Origin of the sequence: Streptomyces solitudinis, from assembly GCF_036323765.1 — a bacterium.
Taxonomy (GTDB): domain Bacteria; phylum Actinomycetota; class Actinomycetes; order Streptomycetales; family Streptomycetaceae; genus Streptomyces.
Genome location: NZ_JAZDCW010000001.1, coordinates 393,950 through 416,781, shown reverse-complemented (window position 1 = coordinate 416,781; position 22,832 = coordinate 393,950). Strand labels below are relative to the sequence as shown.

The window sequence follows — 22,832 nt, the reverse complement described above, 5'->3', positions numbered from 1 at the left end:
CGACAAAACCCTCCCCGCGGGCGATAAGCGCACGTGGCGGGTGCCCCGGGCGGCACACCCGGCCCCCCGGCAGCCCGGTAGCATGCGCCCCATCCGGCCGAAAGGAAACGCGACGTGCCGCCGTCCGAGCGCAAGACCACTGCCGCCCCCGCGGCGACCGGGGGCGTGCAGTCCCTGGAGCGGGCCTTCGACCTGCTGGAGCGGATGGCCGACGCCGGCGGCGAGGTGGGTCTCAGCGAACTGTCCGGGAGCAGCGGGCTGCCGCTGCCGACGATCCACCGGCTGATGCGGACGCTCGTCGCCTGCGGCTACGTCCGCCAGCAGCCCAACCGGCGCTACGCGCTGGGCCCGCGGCTGATCCGGCTCGGGGAGAGCGCGTCCCGGCTCCTGGGCACCTGGGCCCGCCCCTACCTGGCCCGCCTGGTCGAGGAGACCGGCGAGACCGCGAACATGGCGCTGCTGGACGGCGACGAGGCGGTGTACGTGGCGCAGGTCCCCTCACGGCACTCGATGCGGATGTTCACGGAGGTGGGCCGCCGCGTCCTGCCGCACTCCACGGGCGTGGGCAAGGCGCTGCTCGCCGGGCACTCCCCCGACGAGGTCCGCTCGCTGCTGGCCCGCACCGGCATGCCCGCAGCGACCGAGCGGACGATCACCACGCCGGACGGGTTCCTGGAGGCGCTGGAGCTGACGCGGCAGCGCGGGTACGCGCTGGACGACAACGAGCAGGAGATCGGCGTCCGGTGCATCGCGGTCCCGGTGCCCGACTCCCCCACGGCCGCCGCCATCTCCATCTCGGGCCCGGCCGGACGCGTCACGGACACCGCGACCGACCGGATCGTCCCGCTGCTCCAGGAAGTCGCCCACGAACTGTCGGCGGCGCTGGCCACGAGCTCCCCGCCTCCCGCGAACGGCGGCTGACCGGGCGCCGGGCAGGGCCCGCGGCCCGGGCCCTGCGCCGGAGCGGGTCAGATGCTCCGGCGGACCGGGGGCGGACCGAACAGCCCGATGGCGTGCCGCAGGTCGCGCAGCGGCTCGGCCAGGGCGCTCACGGAGCCGAGGGCGCCGACGGTGAGCAGGAGGGCACGGCGCAGTTCGGTGACCTCCACGGTGGCCGAGGCCGCCATGGCCGCGAGGGCGGCGAGCTGCTCCTCGGCGGCGGCCCGGTCCGGCTCGGCGAGCCTGCCGGGGTGGGCGGCCAGTCTCCCGCGCAGCCGGAGCACCGCCGTGCGCAGGCCGTCGACACGCGGGTCCGCGGCCCGGCTCAGCGTCGCCCGTGCGCCGCTCCGCACTGCTGTCGGTTCAATCCGCTCGCCTGGCAACGTGTGTGCCCCCACCCGTGAGACGGCCTCGTCCGCGCATGCATCTGTCACCCGGTGCGCCTTCACGGTGACCCAGGGGCGCCGGGGAGGAGACAGTTAACGACACGCTCCGCTCATACGTCCATACGGAAAGCCAAAACCAGCCGGGGGCTCACTCCCGCGCAACACGGCCCGTGCCCCTGCGCTCCCCCGAACGGGGGATACGTGTGCGGAGAAACGCTTCAGCGCCCGCACGCGCGTACGCTGCGCCGTTCCACTCCGGCGTACGCCCCGGGTCGCGGGGCGGCGGCGGTCCGGTCGCCATTCGGACACGAAGGGCGCGAAGGCGACCGCGGTCGGAAACGCTGGCCTGATGTACGCATGCGGTTGCCTCAATCCGATCGATATCGCCTCCTCCCTCGTGGGCTGGGGCCTGGCGGGCGTCGCCCTGTTCGTGCTCGGCCTGGTGTGCCTGGTGGGTCTGCTGACGGCCGCCGCCCTGGCCGCCGCCCGGCTCGTGGCGCGGCTCGCGCGCCGTCCGCGCCTCGGGGGCCACGACGACGCCGGGCGCGACGGCGCATCGGCGCACGGCACCGGAGGGCCCTCGCGCACCGGGCTGGCCGCCTTCACCTGGGAGGAGGAACGGAGCGGCTCGTAGGGTCGTGGCATGAGCGGCGACGCGCGGGACGCGGGACGGGTGGCCGGACTGGTGCTGGCCGCCGGGGGCGGCCGGCGCCTGGGCGGACGGCCCAAGGCACTGCTGCCCCGCCGGGGGCGGCCACTGGTCGAGCACGCGGTGGACGTCGTGCGCCGGGGCGGCTGCGACCCGGTGTACGTGGTGCTCGGCGCCTCGGCCGCGCAGGTGCGGCAGCGGGCGGACCTGACCGGATGCGTACTGGTGGACAACCCCGGGTGGGGTGCGGGCATGGGCTCCTCCCTGCGGGCCGGCCTGCACGAGCTGGCCCGGCGCGCGGACGCGGACGCCGCGCTGGTCGCCCTCGTGGACCAGCCGGGCGTCGGCGCACGGGCCGTCGCCCGGGTGCGGGCCGCGCACCGGGGACCGGCGTCGCTGGCCGCCGCGTCCTACGGCGGGCGGCGCGGGCATCCGGTGCTGCTCGGAGCGGCCCACTGGGACGGCGTCGCGCGAACCGCGAGCGGGGACCGGGGCGCGCGCTCCTACCTGCGGGAGCACGCGGCGGCGCTGACGCTGGTGGAGTGCGCGGACGTGGCGGACCCGGCCGACGTCGACACCCCGCAGGACCTGGCCCTGCTGGAGTGACGGGCCGCCGTCCCGCGGTGGCGCCGGACCGTCCCCCTCCTCTCTCGATGTCGTTCATCTCGACATCAACAAACTATTGAAGTTCCACCATGAGGAAACTAGTCTCCGAAAGCGCAAGGGTGTGTGGCCCGGGTGCCGCACGCGTGTACCACGAGCACGGAAGCCCGGCGGCCCGGACACCGTTCCTCCCCGTCACGGGAGCGGCGTGGCAGGGCGGCGGCACGTTCCGAAGGAGTGACAGCCCATGTCCGCACCAGCGCCGTCACCGCTGGCCATCGTCGACGTCGACCCCGGCCGGGCGCCCGCCCGGCAGGACGAGGTGCTGACCGGGGCGGCGCTCGCGTTCGTCGCCGCGCTCCACGAGCGGTTCACCCCGCGCCGCGACGAACTGCTGGCCCGCCGCGCCGAACGCAGGGCCGAGACGGCCCGCACCGGCACCCTGGACTTCCTCCCCCACACCGCGCACGTCAGGGACGGCGACTGGCAGGTCGCCCCCGCACCCGCCGCGCTGGAGGACCGCCGGGTGGAGATCACCGGTCCCACCGACCGCAAGATGACCGTCAACGCGCTCAACTCCGGCGCCAAGGTCTGGCTCGCCGACTTCGAGGACGCCTCCGCGCCCACCTGGGAGAACGTCGTCGGCGGCCAGCTCAACCTCATCGACGCCTACGAGCGCCGCATCGACTTCACCGACGCCCGGGGCAAGTCCTACGCCCTGCGGCCGGACGCGGAACTGGCGACCGTGGTGACACGACCGCGCGGCTGGCACCTGGACGAGCGGCACCTGCGCGCCGGAGGACGCGCCGTGCCGGGCGCGCTCGTCGACTTCGGGCTCTACTTCTTCCACAACGCGCGGCGGCTGCTGGACGCGGGCAAGGGGCCGTACTTCTACCTGCCGAAGACCGAGTCGCACCTGGAGGCGCGGCTGTGGAACGACGTCTTCGTCTTCGCCCAGGACTACCTCGGCATCCCGCGCGGCACGGTGCGGGCCACCGTCCTCATCGAGACGATCACCGCCGCCTACGAGATGGAGGAGATCCTCTACGAACTGCGCGAGCACGCCTCCGGGCTGAACGCCGGGCGGTGGGACTACCTCTTCTCCATCGTGAAGAACTTCCGCGACGGCGGCGCCGCGTTCGTGCTCCCGGACCGCAACGCCGTGACCATGACGGCGCCGTTCATGCGGGCCTACACCGAACTGCTGGTGCGCACGTGCCACAAGCGCGGCGCGCACGCCATCGGCGGGATGGCCGCGTTCATCCCCAACCGGCGCGACCAGGAGGCCAACGAACGCGCGCTGGAGAAGGTCCGCAGCGACAAGGACCGGGAGGCCGGTGACGGGTTCGACGGCTCCTGGGTCGCCCACCCCGACCTCGTCCCCGTGGCACGGGCCTCCTTCGACGCCGTCCTCGGCGAGCGGCCGCACCAGAAGGACCGGCTGCGCGAGGACGTGCGCGTCACGGCGGGCGACCTGACCGCCATCGACTCGCTCGACGCCCGGCCGACGTACCAGGGACTCGTGGACGCCGTCCAGGTCGGGCTGCGCTACATCGAGGCGTGGCTGCGCGGGCTGGGCGCCGTGGCCATCTTCGGGCTGATGGAGGACGCCGCCACGGCGGAGATCTCCCGCTCCCAGATCTGGCAGTGGGTCAACGCCGGCGTCGTCTTCCCCGACGGGCGGACGGCCACCGCGGAACTCGTCCGCGAGATCGCCGCCGACGAACTGGACGCCGTCCGCGCGGAGTTGGGCGAGGAGGCGTTCGCGGCGGGACGCTGGCGGCAGGCGCACGACCTCCTGCTGCGCGTCGCGCTGGACGAGGACTACGCGGAGTTCCTCACCCTGCCCGCGTACGAACTGCTGCCCTGACCCCGCGACGCACCGCCAAAAGCCCCGGCCCGCCCCAGGGCGGGCCGGGGCCCCTCCCCGTCAGCCCGAGCGGGGGGGAACGCCGCTCGCACGACGTGGGTTACGCCTGCTTGAACTCACCGCGCAGCACGCTCCCCTCGAACGCGGCCCACGCGCCGGGGCCGAAGACGAGAGCGCGGCAGGGCCTGGCCCACTGGCCGCGTGGGATCACGTGGTGCCTTCGGCGCGGTGACTGCTTACTCTTGTGGCCATGACTGCCCAGCCGCCGGAGCCCACTGTGCCCCCCGTTCCCCCAGCAGAGCTGCGCGCCTCCCACGACGACCGGGAAGCGGTGGTGGAGCGGCTGCGCGACGCGGCGGCCGAGGGACGCATCGGGCTGGACGAGCTGGACGCGCGCCTGGAGCAGGCGCTGACGTCCAGGACCTACGCCGAGCTGGCCGTCCTGACCGCCGACCTGCCCCGGCCGAGTCCCCCGGAGAGCCAGCCGCCGCTGGTGCTCAAGGGCGGCATGCACGGCGCGTCCCGGGGCCCCGGGCGCTGGGAGGTGCCCGGGCGCGTGGTCGCGCGCGGCGGCATGGGCGGCGTGAAGGTCGACTTCTCCCGGGCGCAGTGCCGCCTCACCGAGGTCGCGGTGGAGGCGTACGGGGAGATGGCCGGTGTCACGATCGTCATCCCCGACGCCTGGGCCGCGGACACCGGCGGCATGGACCCCGGTGTCGGCGGTCTGCGGGACAAGACCACTCCCGACCGGCTCCCGGGGACCCCGCTGGTCCGGCACACCGGCTCCGGGGGCATGGCGGGAGTCGTCATACGCCACCCCAACCGCTGGGAACGGCGCAGACTGCGCGACAACCCGGCGCCCTCGTAGAGTCTTCCGCCAAGCAGCCGGCCAACGGGGAACAGCTTCCGGGCGTCGCGGGCCCTAGTGCAGTTCCGCCGTCGCGCGGGGGGTCAGGTGGGTGCCGTCCGGCGGGAGTCCGCGGTGCGGGGCCTTGGCCCTGCGGGACCGCAGGTGGTTGAAGACCAGGTTGAGCACGACGGCCAGCACGCATCCGGTGCTGATGCCGGAGTCCAGGATGATGGTGGCGCCGTCGGGGAACTGCGCGTAGAAGCCGTGCGCCATCTCGGGGGCGAGCCCGACGCCGAGGGTCACGGCGACGATGAGGGCGTTGTCGCCCTGGTCGAGCCCGGCCTGCACCAGCGTCTGGACGCCGCTCACCGCGATCGTGCCGAACAGGACGACGCCCACGCCGCCGAGCACGGGCAGCGGCACCGCCGAGACGAGGGCCGCGGCGACCGGGCACAGGCCCAGGACCACGAGGATGCCGCCGCCGACCGCGACCACGTAGCGGCTGCGCACCCGGGACATCGCCACCAGCCCCACGTTCTGCGCGAAGGCGCTGGCCGCGAAGCCGTTGAAGACGGGGGCGACGGCGCTGCCGAGGGCGTCGGCGCGCAGTCCCGCCGCGATGACCCGCTCGTCCACCGGCTTGTCGACGATCCGGCCCAGCGCGATCATGTCGGCCGTCGACTCGGTCATGATCACGAGCATCACGATGCACATCGAGACGATGGCGGCGAGGGAGAACTGCGGCGGTCCGAAGTGGAACGGGGTCGGGAAACCGACGAGACCGGCGTCGCCCAGTCCGGCGAAGTCGGTCATGCCCAGCGGGATCGCCGCCAGCGTTCCGGCGACGAGCCCGACGAGGATGGCGACCGACTGGAGGAAGCCCCGGGCGTAGCGCCGGACGGCGAGAGTGATGACCAGCGCGAGGGCCGCCAGCCCGATGTTCGCCGCGGGAGCGCCGCCGTCCCCTCCTCCGCCTCCGTCCCCGTCCCCGCCGCCGTCGGCGATCCAGCCGAACGCGACGGGCATCAGCGAGAGGCCGATCAGCGTGATGACGCTGCCGGTGACGACCGGCGGGAAGAAGCGCACGAGTTTGCAGAACCAGCCGCTGATGGCGAAGGCCAGCAGTCCGGCGACGATGACGGCGCCGAAGATGACGGGCAGCCCGCCGCTGCCGCCCTCGGCCGCGATGATCGCGGTCATGGCGGCCACCCCGCCGAAGGACACCCCGTTGACGAACGGGAGCCGGGCGCCGATCCTCCAGACACCGAGGGTCTGGAGCAGGGTGGCTATGCCCGCGGTGAAGAGACTGGCGCTCATCAGCAGGGTGGTGTCGGCCGGGCCGAGCCCCGCCGCCGCGCCGATGACCAGCGGCACGGCCACCACTCCGGCGTACATCGCGGCCACGTGCTGGAGGCCGCTGGTGAGCATCTTCCACGGGGACAGGACCTCGTCCACGGGATGGGGGGCGCCCGGGTCCGCGTCCTGCTCGCGGTCGTGGGGCGGGCTGCCGTCGTTCCGGGTACCGGGCCTAGCGGACACTCGGTCCTCCTGTCGGTTACTGCGCCGCTGGGGCACGGCGAGGGTTTCAGGGAGGTGCGGATGGTGGTGCGTGAGTGGGGGGTGCGGTGCACGGGACGAGGGGTGGGTACCGGAGCGGGGGCGCGCACGCGTAGGGGCGCGCCCCCGCTCCGGCCGTTCGTTCAGGGCCCCGCTCGGACCCTGAACCACCGGCCGGGAGCCGTCCCTCCCGGCCGGAGTGCGACGGGGCCGTGCGGCCCCGGGTGTCAGGAGGCGGCGGCGGTCTCGGCCAGGCGCCGGGCCTGGTCGCGGGCGCTGCGGGCGATGGCGTCCTCGTCCACGGTGGTGAGGCGGCCGTCTTCGACGACGGCGCGGCCGTTCACGAGGGAGAGCGTGACGGGGGCGGCGGCGCCCAGGACGAGGGCGGCCACCGGGTCGGCGATGGAGGAGTGCCCGATGCCGTCGAGCTTCCACAGCACCAGGTCGGCGAGCTTGCCCGGCTCCAGGGAGCCGGTCTCGGCGGCCCGGCCGAGCACCTGGGCGCCGCCGAAGGTGCCCAGGCGCAGCGCCTGCCGGACGGTCAGCGCCTTCTCGCGGTGGCTGCCGAGGCGGTTGACGAGCAGGGCGTTGCGCAGTTCCGTGTGCAGCTCGCCGGACTCGTTGGACGCGGTGCCGTCCACGCCGAGGCCCACGGGCGCCCCCGCCGCCAGCAGGTCGGGCACCCGGGCGATCCCGGCGGCCAGGCGGGCGTTGGAGGACGGGCAGTGCGCGACGCCGGTGCCGGTGCGGGCGAAGGCGGCGATGTCGGAGTCGCGCATGTGGACGCAGTGCGCCATCCACACGTCCTCGCCGAGCCAGCCGGTGGACTCGAAGTAGTCGGTCGGGCCCATGCCGAACAGCTCGTGGCAGAACGCCTCCTCCTCGACCGTCTCGGAGCCGTGGGTGTGCAGCCGCACGCCCTTGCGCCGGGCCAGCAGGGCGCCCTCGCGCAGCAGGTCGGTGGAGACGGAGAACGGCGAGCAGGGCGCGACGGCTATGTGCAGCATCGACCCGAAGGACGCGTCGTGGTGGGCGTCGATGGCCGCCTCGGTGGCGGTGAGCGCGCCCTCCAGCGTCTCGACGGCGAAGTCCGGCGGCAGCCCGCCGTCCGACACGCCGCGGTCCATCGAGCCGCGCGCCGCGGTGAAGCGCACGCCCGTCTCGCGGGCCGCGCGGATCTCGGCGCCCAGCAGGTCGCCGGCGCCGCGCGGGAAGACGTAGTGGTGGTCCATGGCGGTGGTGACGCCGCCGCGGGCCATCATGGCCAGGGAGGCCCGGGCCGCCGCGTGGACCATCTCCTCGTCGATGCGCGCCCAGGTGGGGTAGAGCGCGACCAGCCAGTCGAAGAGGCTGGAGTCCTGGGCCAGGCCCCGGGTGAGCCACTGGTAGAAGTGGTGGTGGGTGTTGACCAGGCCCGGCGTGGCCAGGTGGCCGCTGCCGTCGATCCGGCGGACGACGTGCGCCAGGCCCTCGGGGGCGGCGCCCGCCCCCACCGACTCGATGACGTTGCCCGCGACGACGACGTGCCCCGGGGCGTACTCGGTGTCGTGGGCGTCCACGGTGGCGATGGCGCAGTTCTCGATGACGATGCGTTCGGCTGCTGTACCGGCCATGGGGATGTACCTCTCTGCTTCCCGTCCGTCGGGTGCGGACCCGGGGGGTCGAGCGGGGTGCCGACCGAGTCCGCCGTGGTGCTGCGCAGATGCCCCCGCCCTCCCCGGTGGTGACGCCGGCGCGTGCGTCGGGGTGCGGCGGGGCCGCCCGCTGGGCGGCCCCGGGCCGGGCCTACGGGTTGGTCACGTCGACCGGGATGCGCTGTTCGGCTCCGTCCCGCAGGACGGTGCCCTCGATCAGGCCGTACGGCCGGTCGGCCGCGTAGTAGACCTCGTGGTCGTTCTCCAGCCCGAAGGGCTCCAGGTCCACCAGGAAGTGGTGCTTGTTCGGCAGCGAGAGGCGGACCTCGTCAATCTCGCTGCGGGCGTTGATGACGCGCGCGCCCATCTGGTACAGGGTCTGCTGGAGCGAGAGGGAGTACGTCTCCGCGAACGCCTCCAGCAGGTGCCGCCTGGCCTGGGCGTAGCTGCGCTCCCAGTGGGGCGCGCGCTGTTCGTCGCTCGTCCAGTTGTGCCGCCACACGCCGGTGACCTGGGTGGCCAGGATGCGGTCGTACGCCTCCTTGAGGGTGGTGTACCTGTCCTTCACGTATCCCCAGAACTCGGAGTTGGTCGAGTTCATGACGGTGAGGTCCTTCAGCCCCGTGAGGACCTGCCAGCTCTCGCCGTCGTAGGTGATCTCCGCGGTGCGGGTCTCCCGGCCGTTGCGGACGAAGGAGTGGCGCACCTCGTCGGCGCCGATGAAGCGCGCCGCGCTGTCGGAGGTGGCGATCCGGTCCCAGGCGTACTCCTCGATCCGGATGCGTGCCCGCCGGATCGGCTCCTGCGACTGCACGAAGTGCCGGGCGAGGTGGATGCCGAACTGTTCGGCCGACGCGATCCCGTACTCCTTGGCGAAGGCGAAGACGGTGTTCTTCGTGGTGTCGGTCGGCAGCACGTTGGCGTTGGAGCCGGAGTAGTGCACCTCCTCCATGTCCCCGGAGAGGGCCACGGAGACGTTGAGGTCCTTGATGTGGTGGGTGTCGCCGTCCCTGGTGATCTTGACGACGCGGTTCTCCGCCTTGCCGTACTGGTTCTGGCCGAGCAGGGTGGGACGGGCCGGGCGGGACGTGGCGGTCATGTCGGGTGTCAGCTCCCTCGGTACACGGAGTAGCCGAACGGGTTGAGCAGCAGCGGTACGTGGTAGTGCTCGCCCGGGGTCACGGCGAAGACGATCGCCACCTCGGGGAAGAAGGCACCGCTGTCCCTTGCGCGGGGGGCGTCCTGCTGTTCCTCGGCTTGCTGGGTCTGCGGGGCTTGCGGGGTGGAGAAGTACGGCTCGGTCTCGAAGACGAGCCGTGCGTGGGCGGTGCCCTCCGGCAGCGCCGGGAGGTCCGTGCAGCGCCCGTCGGCGTCGGTGTGCGACGCGCCGTGCGCGGCCCACGCGGCCGGGCCGCCGCTTCCGTCCGCGCCGGCGCGGACGGACAGCCGGACGGCGACGCCCGCGGCCGGACGTCCGGCGCTGGTGTCCAGGACGTGCGTGGACACCGATGCGGTCGTCGTGGTGCTCATGGTTCAGGCTCCTTGCGCCAGGCGGGTCAGCCGGATGCGGTTGATCTTCACCAGTTCGGTGCGGACGTTCTCCCGCTCCCCGTCCCGCGTGTTGCCGATCCGTTCGCGGACCGCGTCGCGCATCTGCTCGCCGGTGAGCCCGGTGGCGCAGATGAGGAAGACGTGCCCGAACTTCTCCTGGTAGGCCAGGTTGAGTTCGAGCATCTCGGCCTTGAGCCGCCCGGAGGCGGCGGCCATCCCCCGCTGCTCGCGCGAGGACGCCGGGTCGCCGGGTTCCGGGCGGCCGATGGGCGGGTGGCCGGCCATCGCCTCGGCCAGGTCCGCCGCGCCCAGCTCCGCCGTGGCGGCGTCGCTCGCGGTGAACAGGGCCGCCGCGTCGGGGTACGGGCGCCGGGCCAGCATCGCGTCCACCCAGGCGGTGGCGGCGCAGATCTCGTGGAGCGCCGCGCGGGCGGTGCCCTCCTCGGCGGTGTTGAACCGGGTCAGCCCCGGTGCCGTACTGGAAGTCACGGGAGCCTCCGTGGCCGTGGTGCTGTTCGGGCTGGGAACAGCTAAGCTCCCGGGCCACACCACGTCAACACTTTGTTGAATTCTTCTCGCCGAATCCCCTCCTGGCGGGCTCAGCTCCGCGAGCGGGAACCGCCGGGCCCGGCGTTCTCGCGGTTCAGGTAGTTGTAGATAGTGAAGCGGCTGACGCCGAGCGCGCTCGCGACCGTCTCCACGCCGTGCCGCACCGAGAAGGCGCCCCGGCCCTCCAGGAGGCGCACGACGCGCTGCTTGCTCTTGCGGTCCAGCTCGCTGAGCGGCCTGCCGTGACTGCGCTCCAGGCCCGCGAGGATGTGGTTCAGCGACTCCGAGAGGTGGGGCAGCCGGACGGCGAGCACGTCCTCTCCGTCCCAGGCCAGGACCACGTCGCCCTCCGCCGCCTGCTCCGGCGCGACGATCTCGCCGCCCATGGCGTCGACGAGCGGCTTGACGGCCGCCGTGAAGGGGTGCTCACCCGGGCCGCTCACGCGTCACCGGGTTCCCGGTCGTCCGCGTCGAGCAGGTTGACCTGCAACGACACGCGCGTGGCCCCGGCGTCCAGGGTGCGGCGCAGCATCTCGTGCACCACGGCCAGTACCTCGTCGGCCGCCCCTTCGGCCGTGTTGCCGAACGGGCCCACGTCGACGGCGTCGAGTCCGGCGCGCTGGACGACCTCCCGCGCGACGACCGCGTGCGGCGGGGCCTCCTCCAGGTCGAACGGCTCGGTCGTGAACTCCACTTTCAATCGCACCGGCTCAACGTATCGCGCCGCGCGGCGACCGCCATCCCCCCGGGCGGGGGCGCAGGTGCCCGCAATTCGGACGCACCTCTTGACAGCGCCGTCGAAACCCTTGCAGTCTTCCACAAGATAGAAAATTACTTCCGCAATACGGAAGGAGCGGGTCTCCCCTCATGGGCTACACGGACACGCGCTTCACTGTGAACCTCTCGATCCTCTTCACCGAGCTGCCGCTGCTGGAGCGGCCCGCGGCGGCCGCCGCCGCGGGCTTCACCGCGGTGGAGCTGTGGTGGCCGTGGGTCTCCGCCCCCACGCCCGACGCGGCCGAGCTGGACGCGCTGCGCACCGCCCTGAACGACGCGGGCACCCGCCTGACCGGGCTGAACTTCTACGCCGGGCAGCTCCCGGGCCCGGACCGGGGCGCCCTCTCGGTGCCGGGCGAGGAGTCGGAGCGGTTCCGCGCCAACGTCGACGTCGCCGCCGGCTTCGCCGCGTCGCTGGGGTGCCGGGCGCTGAACGCCCTGTACGGCAACCGGGTGGACGGCGTGGACCCGGCCGTCCAGGACGAACTGGCCCTCACCAACCTCGCGCTCGCCGCCCGCGCCGCCGACCGCATCGGGGCCACCGTGCTGGTCGAGGCGCTGAACCGGCCGGAGTCGCCGCGGTACCCGCTGGTGAGCGCGGCGTCGGCCGTCGAGGTGGCGGAGCAGGTCAACGCCGCCACCGGCCTGCGGAACACGAAGTTCCTCATGGACCTCTACCACCTGTCGGTGAACGGCGAGGACCTGGGCGAGGTGATCGACCGGTACGCCGCCGTCACCGGCCACGTGCAGATCGCCGACAACCCGGGCCGCGGCGCGCCCGGCACCGGCGCGCTGGACTGCGCCGCCCTGCTCGGCCGGCTGCGGAAGGCGGGCTACGACGGGTGGGTCGGCCTGGAGTACAAGCCCGGCGACCGGCCGAGCCCGGGCGCCTTCGCCTGGCTGCCCGCCGCGCTGCGGCCCGCCCCCGCGTCCTGAGCCGCCGCCCCGCCCCCACGTCCGTACGGCACCGAAAGGCACACCTGTCATGAGCAACCTTCCCAAGATCGCCTGGATCGGCCTCGGCATCATGGGCTCCCCCATGTCCGAGAACCTGGTCAGGGCCGGGTACCAGGTCACCGGCTTCACGCTGGAGAAGGAGAAGCTGGACCGGCTCGCGGCGGCGGGCGGCACCGCGGCCGCCTCGATCGCCGAGGCGGTGCGGGAGGCCGACGTGATCATCACCATGGTCCCCGCCGACCCGCAGGTGCAGGCCGTCCTGCTCGGCGAGGACGGCGTGATCGCCCACGCCCGGCGCGGCGCCACGGTCATCGACATGTCCTCGATCACCCCGCAGACCTCCGTCGCGGTGGCGCGGGCCGCCGCCGAGGCGGACAAGGACCTCGCGGTGCTGGACGCACCCGTCTCCGGCGGTGAGGCGGGCGCCGTCGAGGCCGCCCTGTCCATCATGGCCGGCGGCGAGCGGTCCGACTTCGACCGGGTGCGGCCGGTCTTCGACGCGCTGGGCACCACGGTGGTCCTGTGCGGGCCGCACGGCGCGGGCCAGACGGTGAAGGCCGCCAACCAGCTCATCGTCGCCGTCAACCTCCAGGCGTGCGCCGAGGCCGTCGTCTTCCTGGAGAAGTCCGGCGTGGACCTGGGCGCCGCCCTGGAGGTCCTGAACGGCGGGCTGGCCGGCTCCACCGTGCTGACCCGCAAGAAGGACAACTTCATCGAGCGCGACTTCCGGCCGGGCTTCCGCATCGACCTGCACCACAAGGACATGGGCATCGTCACCGACGCCGCCCGCAGCGTGGGCGCCGCCCTGCCGGCCGGTGCCGTCGTCGCACAGCTCGTGGCCTCCCTGCGCGCCCAGGGGGACGGCGGTCTCGACCACTCCGCGCTGCTCCGCGCCGTCGAGCGGCTCTCCGGCCACCAGGCCGCCTGACCCCGGCCCCCGGTCCCCGGGTGGCGGCGCCGACAACCTGTCCTGTCGCGCCCAGGCGCCGCCACCCGGATTTCAACAAACTGTTGACGTGTTGTCGCAGCCGTCCCTACGCTCCCCCTCGCGGAAGCCGCTTCCGCGCTCCGTCACGGAAGGTCACCATGCCGAAGCCCACGCTGACGACCGAGTCCGGCGCCCCGGTCGCCGACAACCAGAACTCCGCCACCGCCGGGGCCGGCGGCCCCCTGCTGATCCAGGACCAGCACCTGCTGGAGAAGCTGGCCCGCTTCAACCGGGAGCGCATCCCCGAGCGCGTCGTGCACGCCCGCGGCTCCGGCGCCTACGGCCACTTCGAGGTGACCGACGACGTCACCGGCCTGACCCGGGCGGCGTTCCTCGGCACGGTCGGCAAGCGCACCGAGGTCTTCGTGCGGTTCTCCACCGTGGCCGACAACCTCGGCGGCGCCGACGCCGTGCGGGACCCGCGCGGATTCGCGGTGAAGTTCTACACCGAGGAGGGCAACTACGACCTCGTCGGCAACAACACCCCGGTGTTCTTCATCAAGGACCCGCTGAAGTTCCCCGACTTCATCCACTCCCAGAAGCGCGACCCCTTCACGGGCAAGCCCGAGGCCGACAACATCTGGGACTTCTGGGCGCACGCACCCGAAGCCACCCACCAGATCACCTGGCTCATGGGCGACCGCGGCATCCCCGCCTCCTACCGGCACATGAACGGCTACGGCTCGCACACCTACCAGTGGACGAACGAGGCCGGGGAGTCCTTCTTCGTCAAGTACCACTTCAGGACCAACCAGGGCATCCGCTGCCTGAGCAGCGAGCAGGCCGCCGAGACCGCGGGCCGCGACGCCAACAGCCACCAGGCGGACCTGCTCAACGCCATCGAGCGCGGCGTGCACCCCTCCTGGACGCTGCACGTCCAGGTGATGCCCGCCGCCGACGCCGACGGGTACCGGTTCAACCCGTTCGACCTCACCAAGGTGTGGCCGCACGCCGACTACCCCCTCCAGCGGGTCGGCCGCCTCGTGCTGGACCGCAACCCCGACAACGTGTTCGCCGAGGTCGAGCAGGCGGCGTTCTCGCCGAACAACTTCGTGCCCGGCATCGGGCCGTCACCCGACAAGATGCTCCAGGGGCGGCTGTTCGCCTACGCCGACGCGCACCGCTACCGGCTGGGCGTCAACCACACCCGGCTCCCGGTGAACGCGCCCCGGGCGACGGAGGCCGCCACCTACGGCCGCGACGGGCTGATGGCCGCAGGCGGCCAGGGCCGTCACGCGAAGAACTACGAGCCCAACTCCTACGGCGGGCCCGTGGAGAGCGGCCGGGCGCTCACCGCGCCACTGGCCGTGTCCGGCCACACCGGCACCCACGCGAGCCCGGCACACCCAAAGGACGACGACTTCTTCCAGGCCGGGGAGCTGTACCGGCTGATGTCGCACGAGGAACGGCAGCGGCTGGTGGCGAACATCGCCGGCGGCCTGTCCCAGGTGACCCGCGACGACGTCGTGGAGAGGAACCTCGCCCACTTCCACGCCGCCGATCCGGACTACGGCACGCGCGTCGAGGAAGCCGTGCGCGAGCTGCGCGAAGGCTGACAGGGAGGTCGGCCCGAGCGCCGTCCCGTACCGCCGGCCCGTGGACGAGGGGTGGCCGCGCGGTACGGGACACCCGCGTCCGCGCCCCCGGCCCGACCGGTACCGGGCCGCTGCGGAGCTGTTCGCGCGAATCGCCCCCGCCGCGGCGCGGCGTGGGGGACGATGGGCGGATGGCGGAGATGACGGGTAACGGGCCGGTGCGCTGCCCGGTGTGCCGGCGCGAGCACCTGTACACCCCGCCGGTCTACCCCTGCCCGTGCGGCGCCCCCGTCGCCCTGCCGATGCTGCCCGGCGGCGTGCCCCTGCCCATCCGGCACCGTACGTGGGCCGGTTCGTGGGTGGCGGTCCGCTGCACCGGCTGCGGCCGTGACGAGGAGTGGCCGCAGCCCGAACTCGGCTGCTCGTGCGGGGCGTTGCTGGCGCTTCCGGTGGACCGCAGGCGCACCGGCGCGGTACCGCCCGCCGCGCCCGCGCCCCAGGAGTCCGTCCCGTACCGCCCGGCGTTCACGCCGGTGACCATCCGCACCGCCAGGGACGCGGTGCTGGCCGCCGCGCACTACCTGCGCTGGCTGGGCTTCACCGACGTGCGGGCCGCGCAGAGCCCGCCGGCGTCCGGCATCGACCTGCGCGGACCCCTGGTCGTCGCCCGGGTGGACCCCACGACGACGCCGACGGCCGCCGACGCCGTCGAGACGGTGTGGATCACCGGCATGCACGCGTCCGTCACCGCCGTCTGCTTCGCCCTGGCCGGGTACGCCGCCGAAGCCCGCACCCGCGCGGAGCAGCTGGCGCTGCCGCTGTTCGCCCTCGATCTCACCGGCACCCCGCAGCCGGTCAACGGCCCGGCGGAACGCCTGGCGCGCACCGGGGCGTGAGCCGCTCCCACGCCCCGGCGCCCGCGGGCACGGTGACCCGGCGTCAGGAGCTGAGCGCCGCCGTGCTCCAGATGTCACCGATGGCCTCCTCGGTGCGGCGGGCGTGGAACACCGCTTCCTCCGGGTCGTCGCCGCGGTCCAGGCCCTCCTGCCCGACCTCCAGCGCCAGCTCGCGCAGGGCGTCGTCCCCGGGGTCGTCGTAGTAGGAGGTGAACTCCTGCGGCACGTCGGCTCCCGCCTCCCGCAGCCGGCGGACCACCGCCATACCTCCGGGGAAGTAGACGGCCATGTCGGTGTGCACGGCCAGGGCGGCGGCCGCCTGCCCGCCGGTCATAGCCACCCAGGACAGGGCGCCGTTGTACGCGTAGGCGCCGCGTTCGGCGGGCCACCGCGTCCAGTCGGCCTCCGTCATGCCCAGGGCGCGGGCGGCCTCGCGCAGTTTGGGCGTCGCGTCCTGGACGAGCCGGCCGAGGGCGAGCCAGAAGCCGGGGGCGGCGCCGCTGTGGAAGCGGGCGGTCAGGGTGCCGTAGGCGACGAGTTCGGCCGCGTGGCACTGCATCTCGATGGCGACCAGGCGCCGCAGGTGGACGGTGGGGTCTGTGCCCTGTCCGACGGTCTCCGGCAGCGGGTTGCCGACGGGGTGGAGGTCACGGAGGCGCTCGACCTCCGCGACGGCCCGCTCGATACCGGCGAGGTGGTGTGTGGTGGTCATGGGTTTCCCTTCTTCCTGCGCCGTTCTTTCCGGACGGCGCGGTGGCGGGCGTGGGACGTGCGGCGGTGTGCCGCGGTCAGTGCGCGGGCGTCCGCGCTCCGGGCGGGGGCAGGTAGCCGACGTCGCGGAGGTGGCGCAGGCCGAGGTCGATCAGCCGGGCGTCGACCGGCGGGCACTCCAGCCCGCTCCCGGCCGTCGCCCGCTCGGTGTTGCCCCGGTCGAACGCGGGGAAGGTGTCCGCGAGGTACATCTCCATGACCGACATGCCCGCGTCGTGGGCGGGCTCGGTGAGCATGGGGAGGTACGGGGCCATCGGGTGCTCCGGGTCCTCGGCGGACCGCTGGGCGACGGTATCCACCCAGGTGCCGTAGGGCACCTTCCCGACCCGGTACCCCATGGCGCGCAGCCGTTCGGCGAGCAGGTCCAGCCGCGCGGCGCGCGGGTTGGTGAGGTGGTGGACGCGGCCGTCGGGCTTCCCGTGCGTGATGACGCGGGTGATGACGTCCGCGGTGTAGTCCACCGGCACGAAGTCCAGCGGGAGCGGGATGTCGGGGACGAGGCCGCTCTCGGCGATCGTGCGGAACAGCGCGCACATCATCGTGCCGGTGTTCCACACGCCCCCGTCGGCGGCACCGGTGATCTCGTACGGGCGGTGGACCGCCACGGGCAGTCCGCGCCCGGCCGCCTGCCGCACCAGGCGTTCGGCCACCCACTTGGTCTCCGTGTAGCCCAGGGACAGCCGCTCGGGGTGGTCGAGCGGGGTGTCCTCGCTGACGTGCCGCACCCCGGCGGTGCCGAAGCCGGCGATGACGTCGATCGTCGAGATGTGGTGGACCGGCTTGCGGCGGTGGGTGCCGGCCAGCTCCAGGACCGTGCGGGTGCCGCCCACGTTCGCCGGGGCCAGAGCCTGGTACGGGTAGGCGAAGTTGACGCTGCTCCCGGCGTGGACGACGACGTCGCAGGCGCGGGCCAGGGCGTCCCAGTCCGCGTCGGCCAGCCCGAAGTGCGGCTCGGCCAGCTCGCCGGGCACGGGGACGACGCGGTCCTCGCACACCGAGGCGTCCAGGCCGTAGCGGCGCATGCGGGCCGCGATCCGGCGTGCGCCCTCCGCGGCGTCCCGGGCCCGGGTGAGGCAGTAGACGCGGTCGGCCCCGGCGCGGACGAGCCGGTCGATCAGGTGGACGCCGAGGAAGCCCGTGCCGCCCGTCAGCAGGACCCGTCCCGGCACCTCCGCGGCGGTCTCTGGCGCGGAGAACCGCAGGGCGGGACCGAGGCGCGCCTCGGCCGCGAAGTCGGGCCGGCCGGCCGCGCCGGACGGTTCCGCGCCGGGGTCGGCCAGTTCGCGGGCCCGCGCGGTGAAGGCGGCGAGGGTGGCGTTGTCCAGCAGGCTGCGGACCAGCTCCGTGCTGCGCTCCGCGGGGATGCCGAAGTGCCGCCGGGTGGCCGCGGCGACCTGGGTGGCCAGCAGCGAGGTGCCGCCCAGCGCGAAGAAGTCGTCGTCCCGCCCCACCGCGTCGGTGCCGAGCCGCTCGCGCCAGATGTGGGCGGCGGTCTCCTCCGCACCGCCGTGGGGGGCGTCCCCGCCGGGGCCGGCGTCGTCCCGCTCGGTGACGAGGGCCAGCAGGCGGTCCCGGTCGGCCTTGCCGCTCGTGGTCAGCGGCAGCTCCGCCGTGGCCACGATCCGCGCGGGCACCATGTAGGCCGGGAGCCGGTCACGGGCGTGCTCCCGCAGCTGGTGGACGAGCGCCGCGGTGTCCGTCTGCGGTGCGCACGCCACGGCGGCGCCCAGCCGCTGCCCGCCGCCCTCGCCGAGCACGTCGACCGCCGCCTCCCGTACGTCCTGGTGGGTGCTCAGTACGTTCTCGATCTCCTCGAGTTCCACGCGGAAGCCCCGCAGTTGCACCTGCCGGTCCCGGCGGCCGAGGAACTCAAGGACGCCGTCCGCGCGCCAGCGCGCCACGTCGCCGGTGCGGTAGAGCCGGCCGTCCGGGTCGTCACCGAAGCGGTCGGGCGGGAAGCGGTCGGCCGTCTTCTCCGGGGCGTTGAGGTAGCCCAGCGCCACACCGTCGCCGCCGAGCCACAGCTCGCCCTCCTCGCCGACGGCCGCGAGGCGCCCGTCGTGGCGCACCACGTAGGCGGTGGTGTCAGGCAGCGGCCGTCCGATGGGGACGAGTTCGGCGTGCGGGGCGAGTTCCTCGATGACGTGGCTGACGCTGATCACGGCGTTCTCCGACGGCCCGTACCCGTTGACCAGGTAGCGCGGGCTTCCGTGGTCGAGCACCGCCTGGACGGCCGACCGGCTGAGCGTGTCGCCGCCCGCCATGAGGCACCGCAGGCCGGCGAACATTCCGGGCGCCGCCTGCGCGTGCTGGTGGAACAGGCCGGCGCTCAGCCAGGCCACCGTGATCCCCTGCTGCCGCAGCGTCTCCTTCAGCGCCCTGGTGTCGAGCAGCGCGTCGGGCTCGGGCAGCACCAGGCAGGCGCCGTTGAGCAGGGTGCAGAAGAACTCGTAGCAGGAGACGTCGAAGGCCGGGCTGGTGGTGGCCAGCAGCCGCTCGCCGGGCCCCGGGACGGAGGGGTGGTCCGCCGCGGCGAACCGGACCAGGCCCCGGTGGGTGCAGACCACGCCCTTGGGCGTCCCCGTCGAGCCGGAGGTGTAGACGATGTAGGCGGCGTCGGTGGCCCTGCGCCCGCCGGTCCACCGGGCCTCGCGGGGCGGCAGCGGGTGGGCGGCCGCCTCGTCGGGCGTGACGAGCGCGGCGGTGGCGGGCAGGCCGGTGTCCGGCGGGGCGATCACGTGGCCGGCCCCGGAGTCCTCCAGGACCGCGGTCAGGCGCGCGGCCGGGTGGGAGGGGTCCAGCGGCAGGTACACGCCGCCGGCTTCGAGGATGCCCAGCGCCGCCGCGACGGCGTCCGGGGAGCGCTCCAGGAGCATCGCCACGGTGTCGCCGTCGCCCACGCCCCGGGAGCGCAGGTGGGCCGCCGTCCGGCGCACGCGCTGCTGGAGCTGGTGGTAGGTCCACCGCCCGCCGGGCCAGAGCAGGGCGAGGGCGTCGGGGTCGCGTTCGGCCCGCTCGGCGAAGAGGGTGGGCAGGAGCGCGTCGCGCGGGTAGTCGGTGGCCGTGGCGTTCCACCGCCGGACGTGCTCGGGCACGCGGTGGGCGGGCTGGCCGGTGTCGGGCATGGGCGGGCCTTCCGTGGTGGGGTGTGACGGGCCGGGGCGGGCGGTGCCGGTCAGCCGGTGAGCAGGACCTTGCCGGTGCGGCCCGGCCGCGTGGCGTGTTCCAGGGCGAGTGCGTAGGCGTCGAGGTCGTAGCGGGCGGCCACCTCCAGGCCCGGCAGCCCGGCGGCCACCTCGGCGCCGACCTCGTCCGTCAGGCGCCGCACCGCCGCCGTCCCCTGCCGCTCCAGCCGTTCCAGCCGCTCCGGCAGCCAGAACCCGCGCACCCGCACCCGGCGGAAGATCAGCGCCTCGGGCGGCACGGACAGCGGGCGGCCGGAGAGCATGCCGTAGGAGACGAACCGGCCGCCGGGGCGCACGCAGCGCAGCGCGGCTCCGCCCACGGCTCCGCCCACGGAGTCCAGCGCGGCGTCCGCCCCGCGGCCGTCCGTGGCCTGACGGACGCGGTCGGCCAGGTCGTTCTCCGTGCCGGTCAGCAGCGGGACGGCGCCGCCGCGTTCCAGCGCGGGGACGTGCTCCGCCCGCCGGACGGCGGCGAAGCAGCGCACGCCGCGCCGGCGGGCGAGCCAGGCGACCATGCGGCTGACAGCGGACGCGCCGGCGGTCAGCAGCACCGTGCCGCCGTCGCGCAGTCCGAGGTCGTCGAGCAGGAGGCGGGCGGTGAACGGGTTGACGGTGAGCTGGCAGGCGACGTCCAGGGGCATGCGCTCGCTCACCGGCAGTACGGCGGCGGCCGGGGCGCAGACGTAACTGCGCCAGGTGCCGTCGGCGGCGACGGCCACCCGGGTGCCGGGCGGCGGTCCGGACGTGCCCGGGCCCAGGGCGTCGACCACCCCGGCGCCCTCGAAGCCCGGGGCGCCGGCCGGGGCACCGCCGTCCGGTCCGCCCCGCGCGTCCCGCCCGCGCTGCCCGTCCGGCGCCTCCGGGTCAGTGGCGAACCGGGCCCGGCGGCCGTAGCGGCCCTGCACGAACAGCAGGTCGGAGGGGTTGACCGGGCGTGCCGTGACACGCACCCGCACCTCTCCCGGCCCTGGTACCGGGCACGCCGCCTCCACCCTCCGCAGCACGCGCAGGGGGTCGCCGTGGCGTGCGAACACCAGCGCCCTCACGTCCCGTCCCCCTCCCCCGGGCCCGCGGCGTGCAACGCCTGCGCGAGTGCGGCGATCGTCGCCCGCCCCGAGTGCACCAGCTTGTTGACCAGGACGTAGGAGGCCACACCCGCGTCCAGCGCGGCGGCCAGGTGCTCGGCCGCGCCCGCGCCACCGGAGGCGATCACCGGCAGGCCGGACGCCCGGCCCACGGCACCGGTCAGCTCCAGGTCGTACCCGGCGGAGGTGCCCTCCCGGTCCACGCTGTTGGCGAGGATGCCCGCCAGCCCCAGCTCGCCGTACCGGCGTGCCACGTCCGTGGCCTGGAGGCCGGTGGGGGTGTCGCCGCCGTGGACGAGCACGCGCCACCCGCCGTGCCCGTCGGCCGCGCAGTTGAGGACGCCGAGCAGGCGGTGGCCGCCGAACTCGGTCGCGGCCGAGGCGACGAGGCCGGGTTCCTCGGCCATGCTGGTGCTCACCGAGAGCTTGGCCGCGCCCGCCGCGAGCAGCCTCTCGCACGCCGTGAGCGAGGTCAGGACGCCCTGCTGCACGGAGACGAACGGCGCCAGGCCGGTCTTCCCCAGCTCGTGCAGCAGGCCGGGCAGGTAACCGGTGTCCTCCCACGGGTCCAGGACGTCGAGGAAGAGCGTGGCCGCGCCGTCGCGGGCGTAGTCGCGCGCGATGGCGACGACGTCCAGGGGGTCACGGAGACCGGGGTGGCCGGCCGGTTCGGTGGCCCGCCCCGCGCTGACGTCGATGCAGGGGACCACCGCCTCGGCCCACCGGGTCCGGGAGTCGGGGGGAGTACTGCCGTAGGTCATCGTTCAGCCGCCTTCCACGTCGTGCCGGAGCCGCCGCAGCCGGCCGGCGCCGGGCGCCAGCCGTTCGGCCACGGCGACGGCGGAGGCCATTGCCGCCTCCTGGGTGTCGATCGGTGTGGTGCAGTGGCCCGCGAAGAACAGTCGCCGCGCACCGGGTGCGGCGGCCAGCCGGCTCCGGGCGCGGACCGCCCCGGGAGTGGGCAGGACGGTCCGGTAGCTGGAGCGGGCCAGCTCCTGCCGCGGCCGGCCGGCACGGTGGGTGAGCTGGCTGACGAACAGGTCGGCGCCGGACGACGGCCCGTACCACGTCGTCGTCTCGCTCCACCCGTCGTGCACCGCGGTGTTGCTCGTCGACCACGCCGCACGGTCGGCGGGCATGCCGAAGGGGTCGCGGTGCAGCGCGTAGGTCAGACTCCGGTGGGGGACGGCGGCCAGCGCGGTGCGTGACTCCTCCGCCCCGGCCAGGGGGGTGAGCGCCTCACGCGCCCGGTCCGCGGGCAGCGCCAGCACCACGGCGTCCACGGCGTGCACGCCGCCGACCGCGTCGACGAGCGCGAAGCCCTCGCCGTCCGCGGTGACCGCGCGCAGCGGGGTGCCGACCCGCACGGAGGCCGCTCGCAGGTCCCCGGCCAGCGCGTGGACCAGCGTGCCCGTGCCGCCGCGCAGGTACGTGACCTCCGGGGCCCGCTCCTCGCTCGGCTCGGGACCGGCGAACTGGGCGCCCACGGCACGGGCGGACAGGCCGCGGGTCTCCTGGAGCGTGCAGCCGTGGACGGACGCGGGCAGCGCGTACAGCAGGTCCGCGTGGGACCGGATGTGCCCCGGCCACGTCTCCACCAGCTCGCCGAGGGTGACGTCCCAGCCCATCTCCTCGGCCTCCCAGCGTGCGGCCTCCGTCACGAACCGGGCGAGGGCCCGCCGCACCGGGCCCCGCGGCGTCACCGGCCGCCCGTCGGCGCCGGACCCGGCCGGTGACACCCACGCCGGCTCCGGCGCGCGGGCCCGCGAGAGCGTCCGGGTGGCGGGAGAGGTGACCAGGTCGCCGGCGGTGAGCCCGGCCTCGGTGGCGACGTGGCGCCAGACGGGGAAGGAACCGGGTGCGGTCTCGCGCACGCCGAGGTCGACCCCGTGTGTGTGCCCGTTGCTCCGCACGGTCACCGACTCGGCGTTGCCGCCCAGCCGGGGCCGCGCCTCCAGCAGCACGACGTCGTGGCAGCCCTCCAGGAGCCAGGCCAGCGTCAGCCCCGCGAGCCCGCCTCCGGCGATTCCGACGCGCATCGCCGCCCGCC

General features: G+C 74.5%; 22 protein-coding genes. 9 read left to right on the top strand and 13 right to left on the bottom strand.

Annotated features, from left to right (window positions below):
* Positions 1-114 precede the first annotated feature (114 nt).
* Positions 115-921 carry an IclR family transcriptional regulator gene (locus tag V1J52_RS01625; RefSeq protein ID WP_330137692.1) on the top strand — a complete coding sequence of 269 codons (807 nt, stop codon included), beginning with the start codon at positions 115-117 and terminating at the stop codon, positions 919-921.
* Between the two features lie 47 nt (positions 922-968).
* Here V1J52_RS01625 and V1J52_RS01620 read toward each other — a convergent pair whose 3' ends face one another.
* Entirely contained in the window at positions 969-1,292 is a 324-nt protein-coding gene (locus V1J52_RS01620; RefSeq protein ID WP_330137691.1) for a DUF5955 family protein, read from the bottom strand.
* Positions 1,293-1,674: 382 nt separating this feature from the next.
* Between V1J52_RS01620 and V1J52_RS01615 the strand changes: the two genes are divergently transcribed.
* The 4 genes from V1J52_RS01615 to V1J52_RS01600 all read left to right on the top strand — a co-directional run bounded on the left by V1J52_RS01615 (position 1,675) and on the right by V1J52_RS01600 (position 5,315).
* On the top strand, positions 1,675-1,959 hold the full coding sequence (locus V1J52_RS01615; protein WP_330137690.1) for a hypothetical protein: 285 nt from the start codon (positions 1,675-1,677) through the stop codon (positions 1,957-1,959).
* A gap of 9 nt (positions 1,960-1,968) precedes the next feature.
* Positions 1,969-2,580, top strand: a complete 612-nt coding sequence (locus V1J52_RS01610; RefSeq protein WP_330137689.1) for a nucleotidyltransferase family protein — start codon at positions 1,969-1,971, stop codon at positions 2,578-2,580.
* A 244-nt stretch (positions 2,581-2,824) separates the two neighbouring features.
* Positions 2,825-4,447, top strand: coding sequence for a malate synthase A (gene aceB / locus V1J52_RS01605; RefSeq protein WP_330137688.1), 1,623 nt, complete (start codon positions 2,825-2,827; stop codon positions 4,445-4,447).
* A gap of 250 nt (positions 4,448-4,697) precedes the next feature.
* Positions 4,698-5,315, top strand: a complete 618-nt coding sequence (locus V1J52_RS01600; RefSeq protein ID WP_330137687.1) for a DUF1707 SHOCT-like domain-containing protein — start codon at positions 4,698-4,700, stop codon at positions 5,313-5,315.
* A 54-nt stretch (positions 5,316-5,369) separates the two neighbouring features.
* Here V1J52_RS01600 and V1J52_RS01595 read toward each other — a convergent pair whose 3' ends face one another.
* The 7 genes from V1J52_RS01595 to V1J52_RS01565 form a co-directional block, all read right to left on the bottom strand.
* Positions 5,370-6,836 (bottom strand): nucleobase:cation symporter-2 family protein, encoded by a 1,467-nt coding sequence (locus tag V1J52_RS01595; protein ID WP_443075678.1) that lies wholly within the window; start codon positions 6,834-6,836, stop codon positions 5,370-5,372.
* A 245-nt stretch (positions 6,837-7,081) separates the two neighbouring features.
* A complete protein-coding gene (locus tag V1J52_RS01590; RefSeq protein WP_330137686.1) occupies positions 7,082-8,467 on the bottom strand; it encodes an 8-oxoguanine deaminase in 1,386 nt (461 codons plus the stop codon).
* Between the two features lie 172 nt (positions 8,468-8,639).
* Positions 8,640-9,587: a factor-independent urate hydroxylase gene (gene pucL, locus V1J52_RS01585; protein ID WP_330137685.1), complete on the bottom strand. Its 948-nt coding sequence runs from the start codon at positions 9,585-9,587 to the stop codon at positions 8,640-8,642.
* Between the two features lie 8 nt (positions 9,588-9,595).
* Positions 9,596-10,018 (bottom strand): hydroxyisourate hydrolase, encoded by a 423-nt coding sequence (gene uraH, locus V1J52_RS01580; RefSeq protein WP_330137684.1) that lies wholly within the window; start codon positions 10,016-10,018, stop codon positions 9,596-9,598.
* A 3-nt stretch (positions 10,019-10,021) separates the two neighbouring features.
* The gene (uraD, locus tag V1J52_RS01575) at positions 10,022-10,528 is read right to left on the bottom strand and encodes a 2-oxo-4-hydroxy-4-carboxy-5-ureidoimidazoline decarboxylase (RefSeq protein WP_330137683.1); all 507 of its coding nucleotides are present in this window, start codon (positions 10,526-10,528) and stop codon (positions 10,022-10,024) included.
* Positions 10,529-10,638: 110 nt separating this feature from the next.
* Positions 10,639-11,031 (bottom strand): helix-turn-helix domain-containing protein, encoded by a 393-nt coding sequence (locus tag V1J52_RS01570; protein WP_330137682.1) that lies wholly within the window; start codon positions 11,029-11,031, stop codon positions 10,639-10,641.
* Positions 11,028-11,294: a thiamine-binding protein gene (locus V1J52_RS01565; RefSeq protein ID WP_330137681.1), complete on the bottom strand. Its 267-nt coding sequence runs from the start codon at positions 11,292-11,294 to the stop codon at positions 11,028-11,030. The genes V1J52_RS01570 and V1J52_RS01565 overlap by 4 nt, the downstream gene beginning before the upstream one ends.
* 161 nt (positions 11,295-11,455) lie before the next feature.
* On the opposite strand from V1J52_RS01565, the gene V1J52_RS01560 reads away from it, so the two are divergent.
* From V1J52_RS01560 to V1J52_RS01545, 4 genes are all read left to right on the top strand, one after another.
* Positions 11,456-12,301 carry a TIM barrel protein gene (locus V1J52_RS01560; protein WP_330137680.1) on the top strand — a complete coding sequence of 282 codons (846 nt, stop codon included), beginning with the start codon at positions 11,456-11,458 and terminating at the stop codon, positions 12,299-12,301.
* Positions 12,302-12,350: 49 nt separating this feature from the next.
* Positions 12,351-13,250, top strand: a complete 900-nt coding sequence (locus tag V1J52_RS01555; protein WP_330137679.1) for a 2-hydroxy-3-oxopropionate reductase — start codon at positions 12,351-12,353, stop codon at positions 13,248-13,250.
* Positions 13,251-13,408: 158 nt separating this feature from the next.
* Positions 13,409-14,866 (top strand): catalase, encoded by a 1,458-nt coding sequence (locus tag V1J52_RS01550; protein ID WP_330137678.1) that lies wholly within the window; start codon positions 13,409-13,411, stop codon positions 14,864-14,866.
* 179 nt (positions 14,867-15,045) lie between these two features.
* A complete protein-coding gene (locus V1J52_RS01545) occupies positions 15,046-15,741 on the top strand; it encodes a hypothetical protein (RefSeq protein ID WP_330138090.1) in 696 nt (231 codons plus the stop codon).
* Positions 15,742-15,784: 43 nt separating this feature from the next.
* On the opposite strand, the gene V1J52_RS01540 is transcribed toward V1J52_RS01545, so the two are convergent.
* The 5 genes from V1J52_RS01540 to V1J52_RS01520 all read right to left on the bottom strand — a co-directional run bounded on the left by V1J52_RS01540 (position 15,785) and on the right by V1J52_RS01520 (position 22,821).
* Positions 15,785-16,453, bottom strand: a complete 669-nt coding sequence (locus tag V1J52_RS01540) for a hypothetical protein (protein ID WP_330137677.1) — start codon at positions 16,451-16,453, stop codon at positions 15,785-15,787.
* Between the two features lie 76 nt (positions 16,454-16,529).
* A complete protein-coding gene (locus V1J52_RS01535) occupies positions 16,530-19,637 on the bottom strand; it encodes an amino acid adenylation domain-containing protein (protein ID WP_330137676.1) in 3,108 nt (1,035 codons plus the stop codon).
* A gap of 50 nt (positions 19,638-19,687) precedes the next feature.
* The gene (locus V1J52_RS01530) at positions 19,688-20,653 is read right to left on the bottom strand and encodes a zinc-binding dehydrogenase (RefSeq protein ID WP_443075706.1); all 966 of its coding nucleotides are present in this window, start codon (positions 20,651-20,653) and stop codon (positions 19,688-19,690) included.
* An 86-nt stretch (positions 20,654-20,739) separates the two neighbouring features.
* Positions 20,740-21,543 (bottom strand): HisA/HisF-related TIM barrel protein, encoded by an 804-nt coding sequence (locus tag V1J52_RS01525; RefSeq protein WP_330137674.1) that lies wholly within the window; start codon positions 21,541-21,543, stop codon positions 20,740-20,742.
* Positions 21,544-21,546: 3 nt separating this feature from the next.
* Positions 21,547-22,821: an FAD-dependent oxidoreductase gene (locus V1J52_RS01520; RefSeq protein ID WP_330137673.1), complete on the bottom strand. Its 1,275-nt coding sequence runs from the start codon at positions 22,819-22,821 to the stop codon at positions 21,547-21,549.
* Between the last annotated feature and the right edge of the window lie 11 nt (positions 22,822-22,832).

Coding starts and splice junctions, on each gene's coding strand:
- V1J52_RS01520 (WP_330137673.1), bottom strand. CDS start 22,821: ATGCGCGTCGGAATCGCCGGAGGCGGGCTCGCGGGGCTGACGCTGGCC.
- V1J52_RS01555 (WP_330137679.1), top strand. CDS start 12,351: ATGAGCAACCTTCCCAAGATCGCCTGGATCGGCCTCGGCATCATGGGC.
- V1J52_RS01550 (WP_330137678.1), top strand. CDS start 13,409: ATGCCGAAGCCCACGCTGACGACCGAGTCCGGCGCCCCGGTCGCCGAC.
- pucL (WP_330137685.1), bottom strand. CDS start 9,587: ATGACCGCCACGTCCCGCCCGGCCCGTCCCACCCTGCTCGGCCAGAAC.
- V1J52_RS01600 (WP_330137687.1), top strand. CDS start 4,698: ATGACTGCCCAGCCGCCGGAGCCCACTGTGCCCCCCGTTCCCCCAGCA.
- V1J52_RS01545 (WP_330138090.1), top strand. CDS start 15,046: ATGACGGGTAACGGGCCGGTGCGCTGCCCGGTGTGCCGGCGCGAGCAC.
- V1J52_RS01560 (WP_330137680.1), top strand. CDS start 11,456: ATGGGCTACACGGACACGCGCTTCACTGTGAACCTCTCGATCCTCTTC.
- V1J52_RS01525 (WP_330137674.1), bottom strand. CDS start 21,543: ATGACCTACGGCAGTACTCCCCCCGACTCCCGGACCCGGTGGGCCGAG.
- V1J52_RS01590 (WP_330137686.1), bottom strand. CDS start 8,467: ATGGCCGGTACAGCAGCCGAACGCATCGTCATCGAGAACTGCGCCATC.
- aceB (WP_330137688.1), top strand. CDS start 2,825: ATGTCCGCACCAGCGCCGTCACCGCTGGCCATCGTCGACGTCGACCCC.
- V1J52_RS01540 (WP_330137677.1), bottom strand. CDS start 16,453: ATGACCACCACACACCACCTCGCCGGTATCGAGCGGGCCGTCGCGGAG.
- V1J52_RS01535 (WP_330137676.1), bottom strand. CDS start 19,637: ATGCCCGACACCGGCCAGCCCGCCCACCGCGTGCCCGAGCACGTCCGG.
- V1J52_RS01610 (WP_330137689.1), top strand. CDS start 1,969: ATGAGCGGCGACGCGCGGGACGCGGGACGGGTGGCCGGACTGGTGCTG.
- V1J52_RS01615 (WP_330137690.1), top strand. CDS start 1,675: ATGTACGCATGCGGTTGCCTCAATCCGATCGATATCGCCTCCTCCCTC.
- uraH (WP_330137684.1), bottom strand. CDS start 10,018: ATGAGCACCACGACGACCGCATCGGTGTCCACGCACGTCCTGGACACC.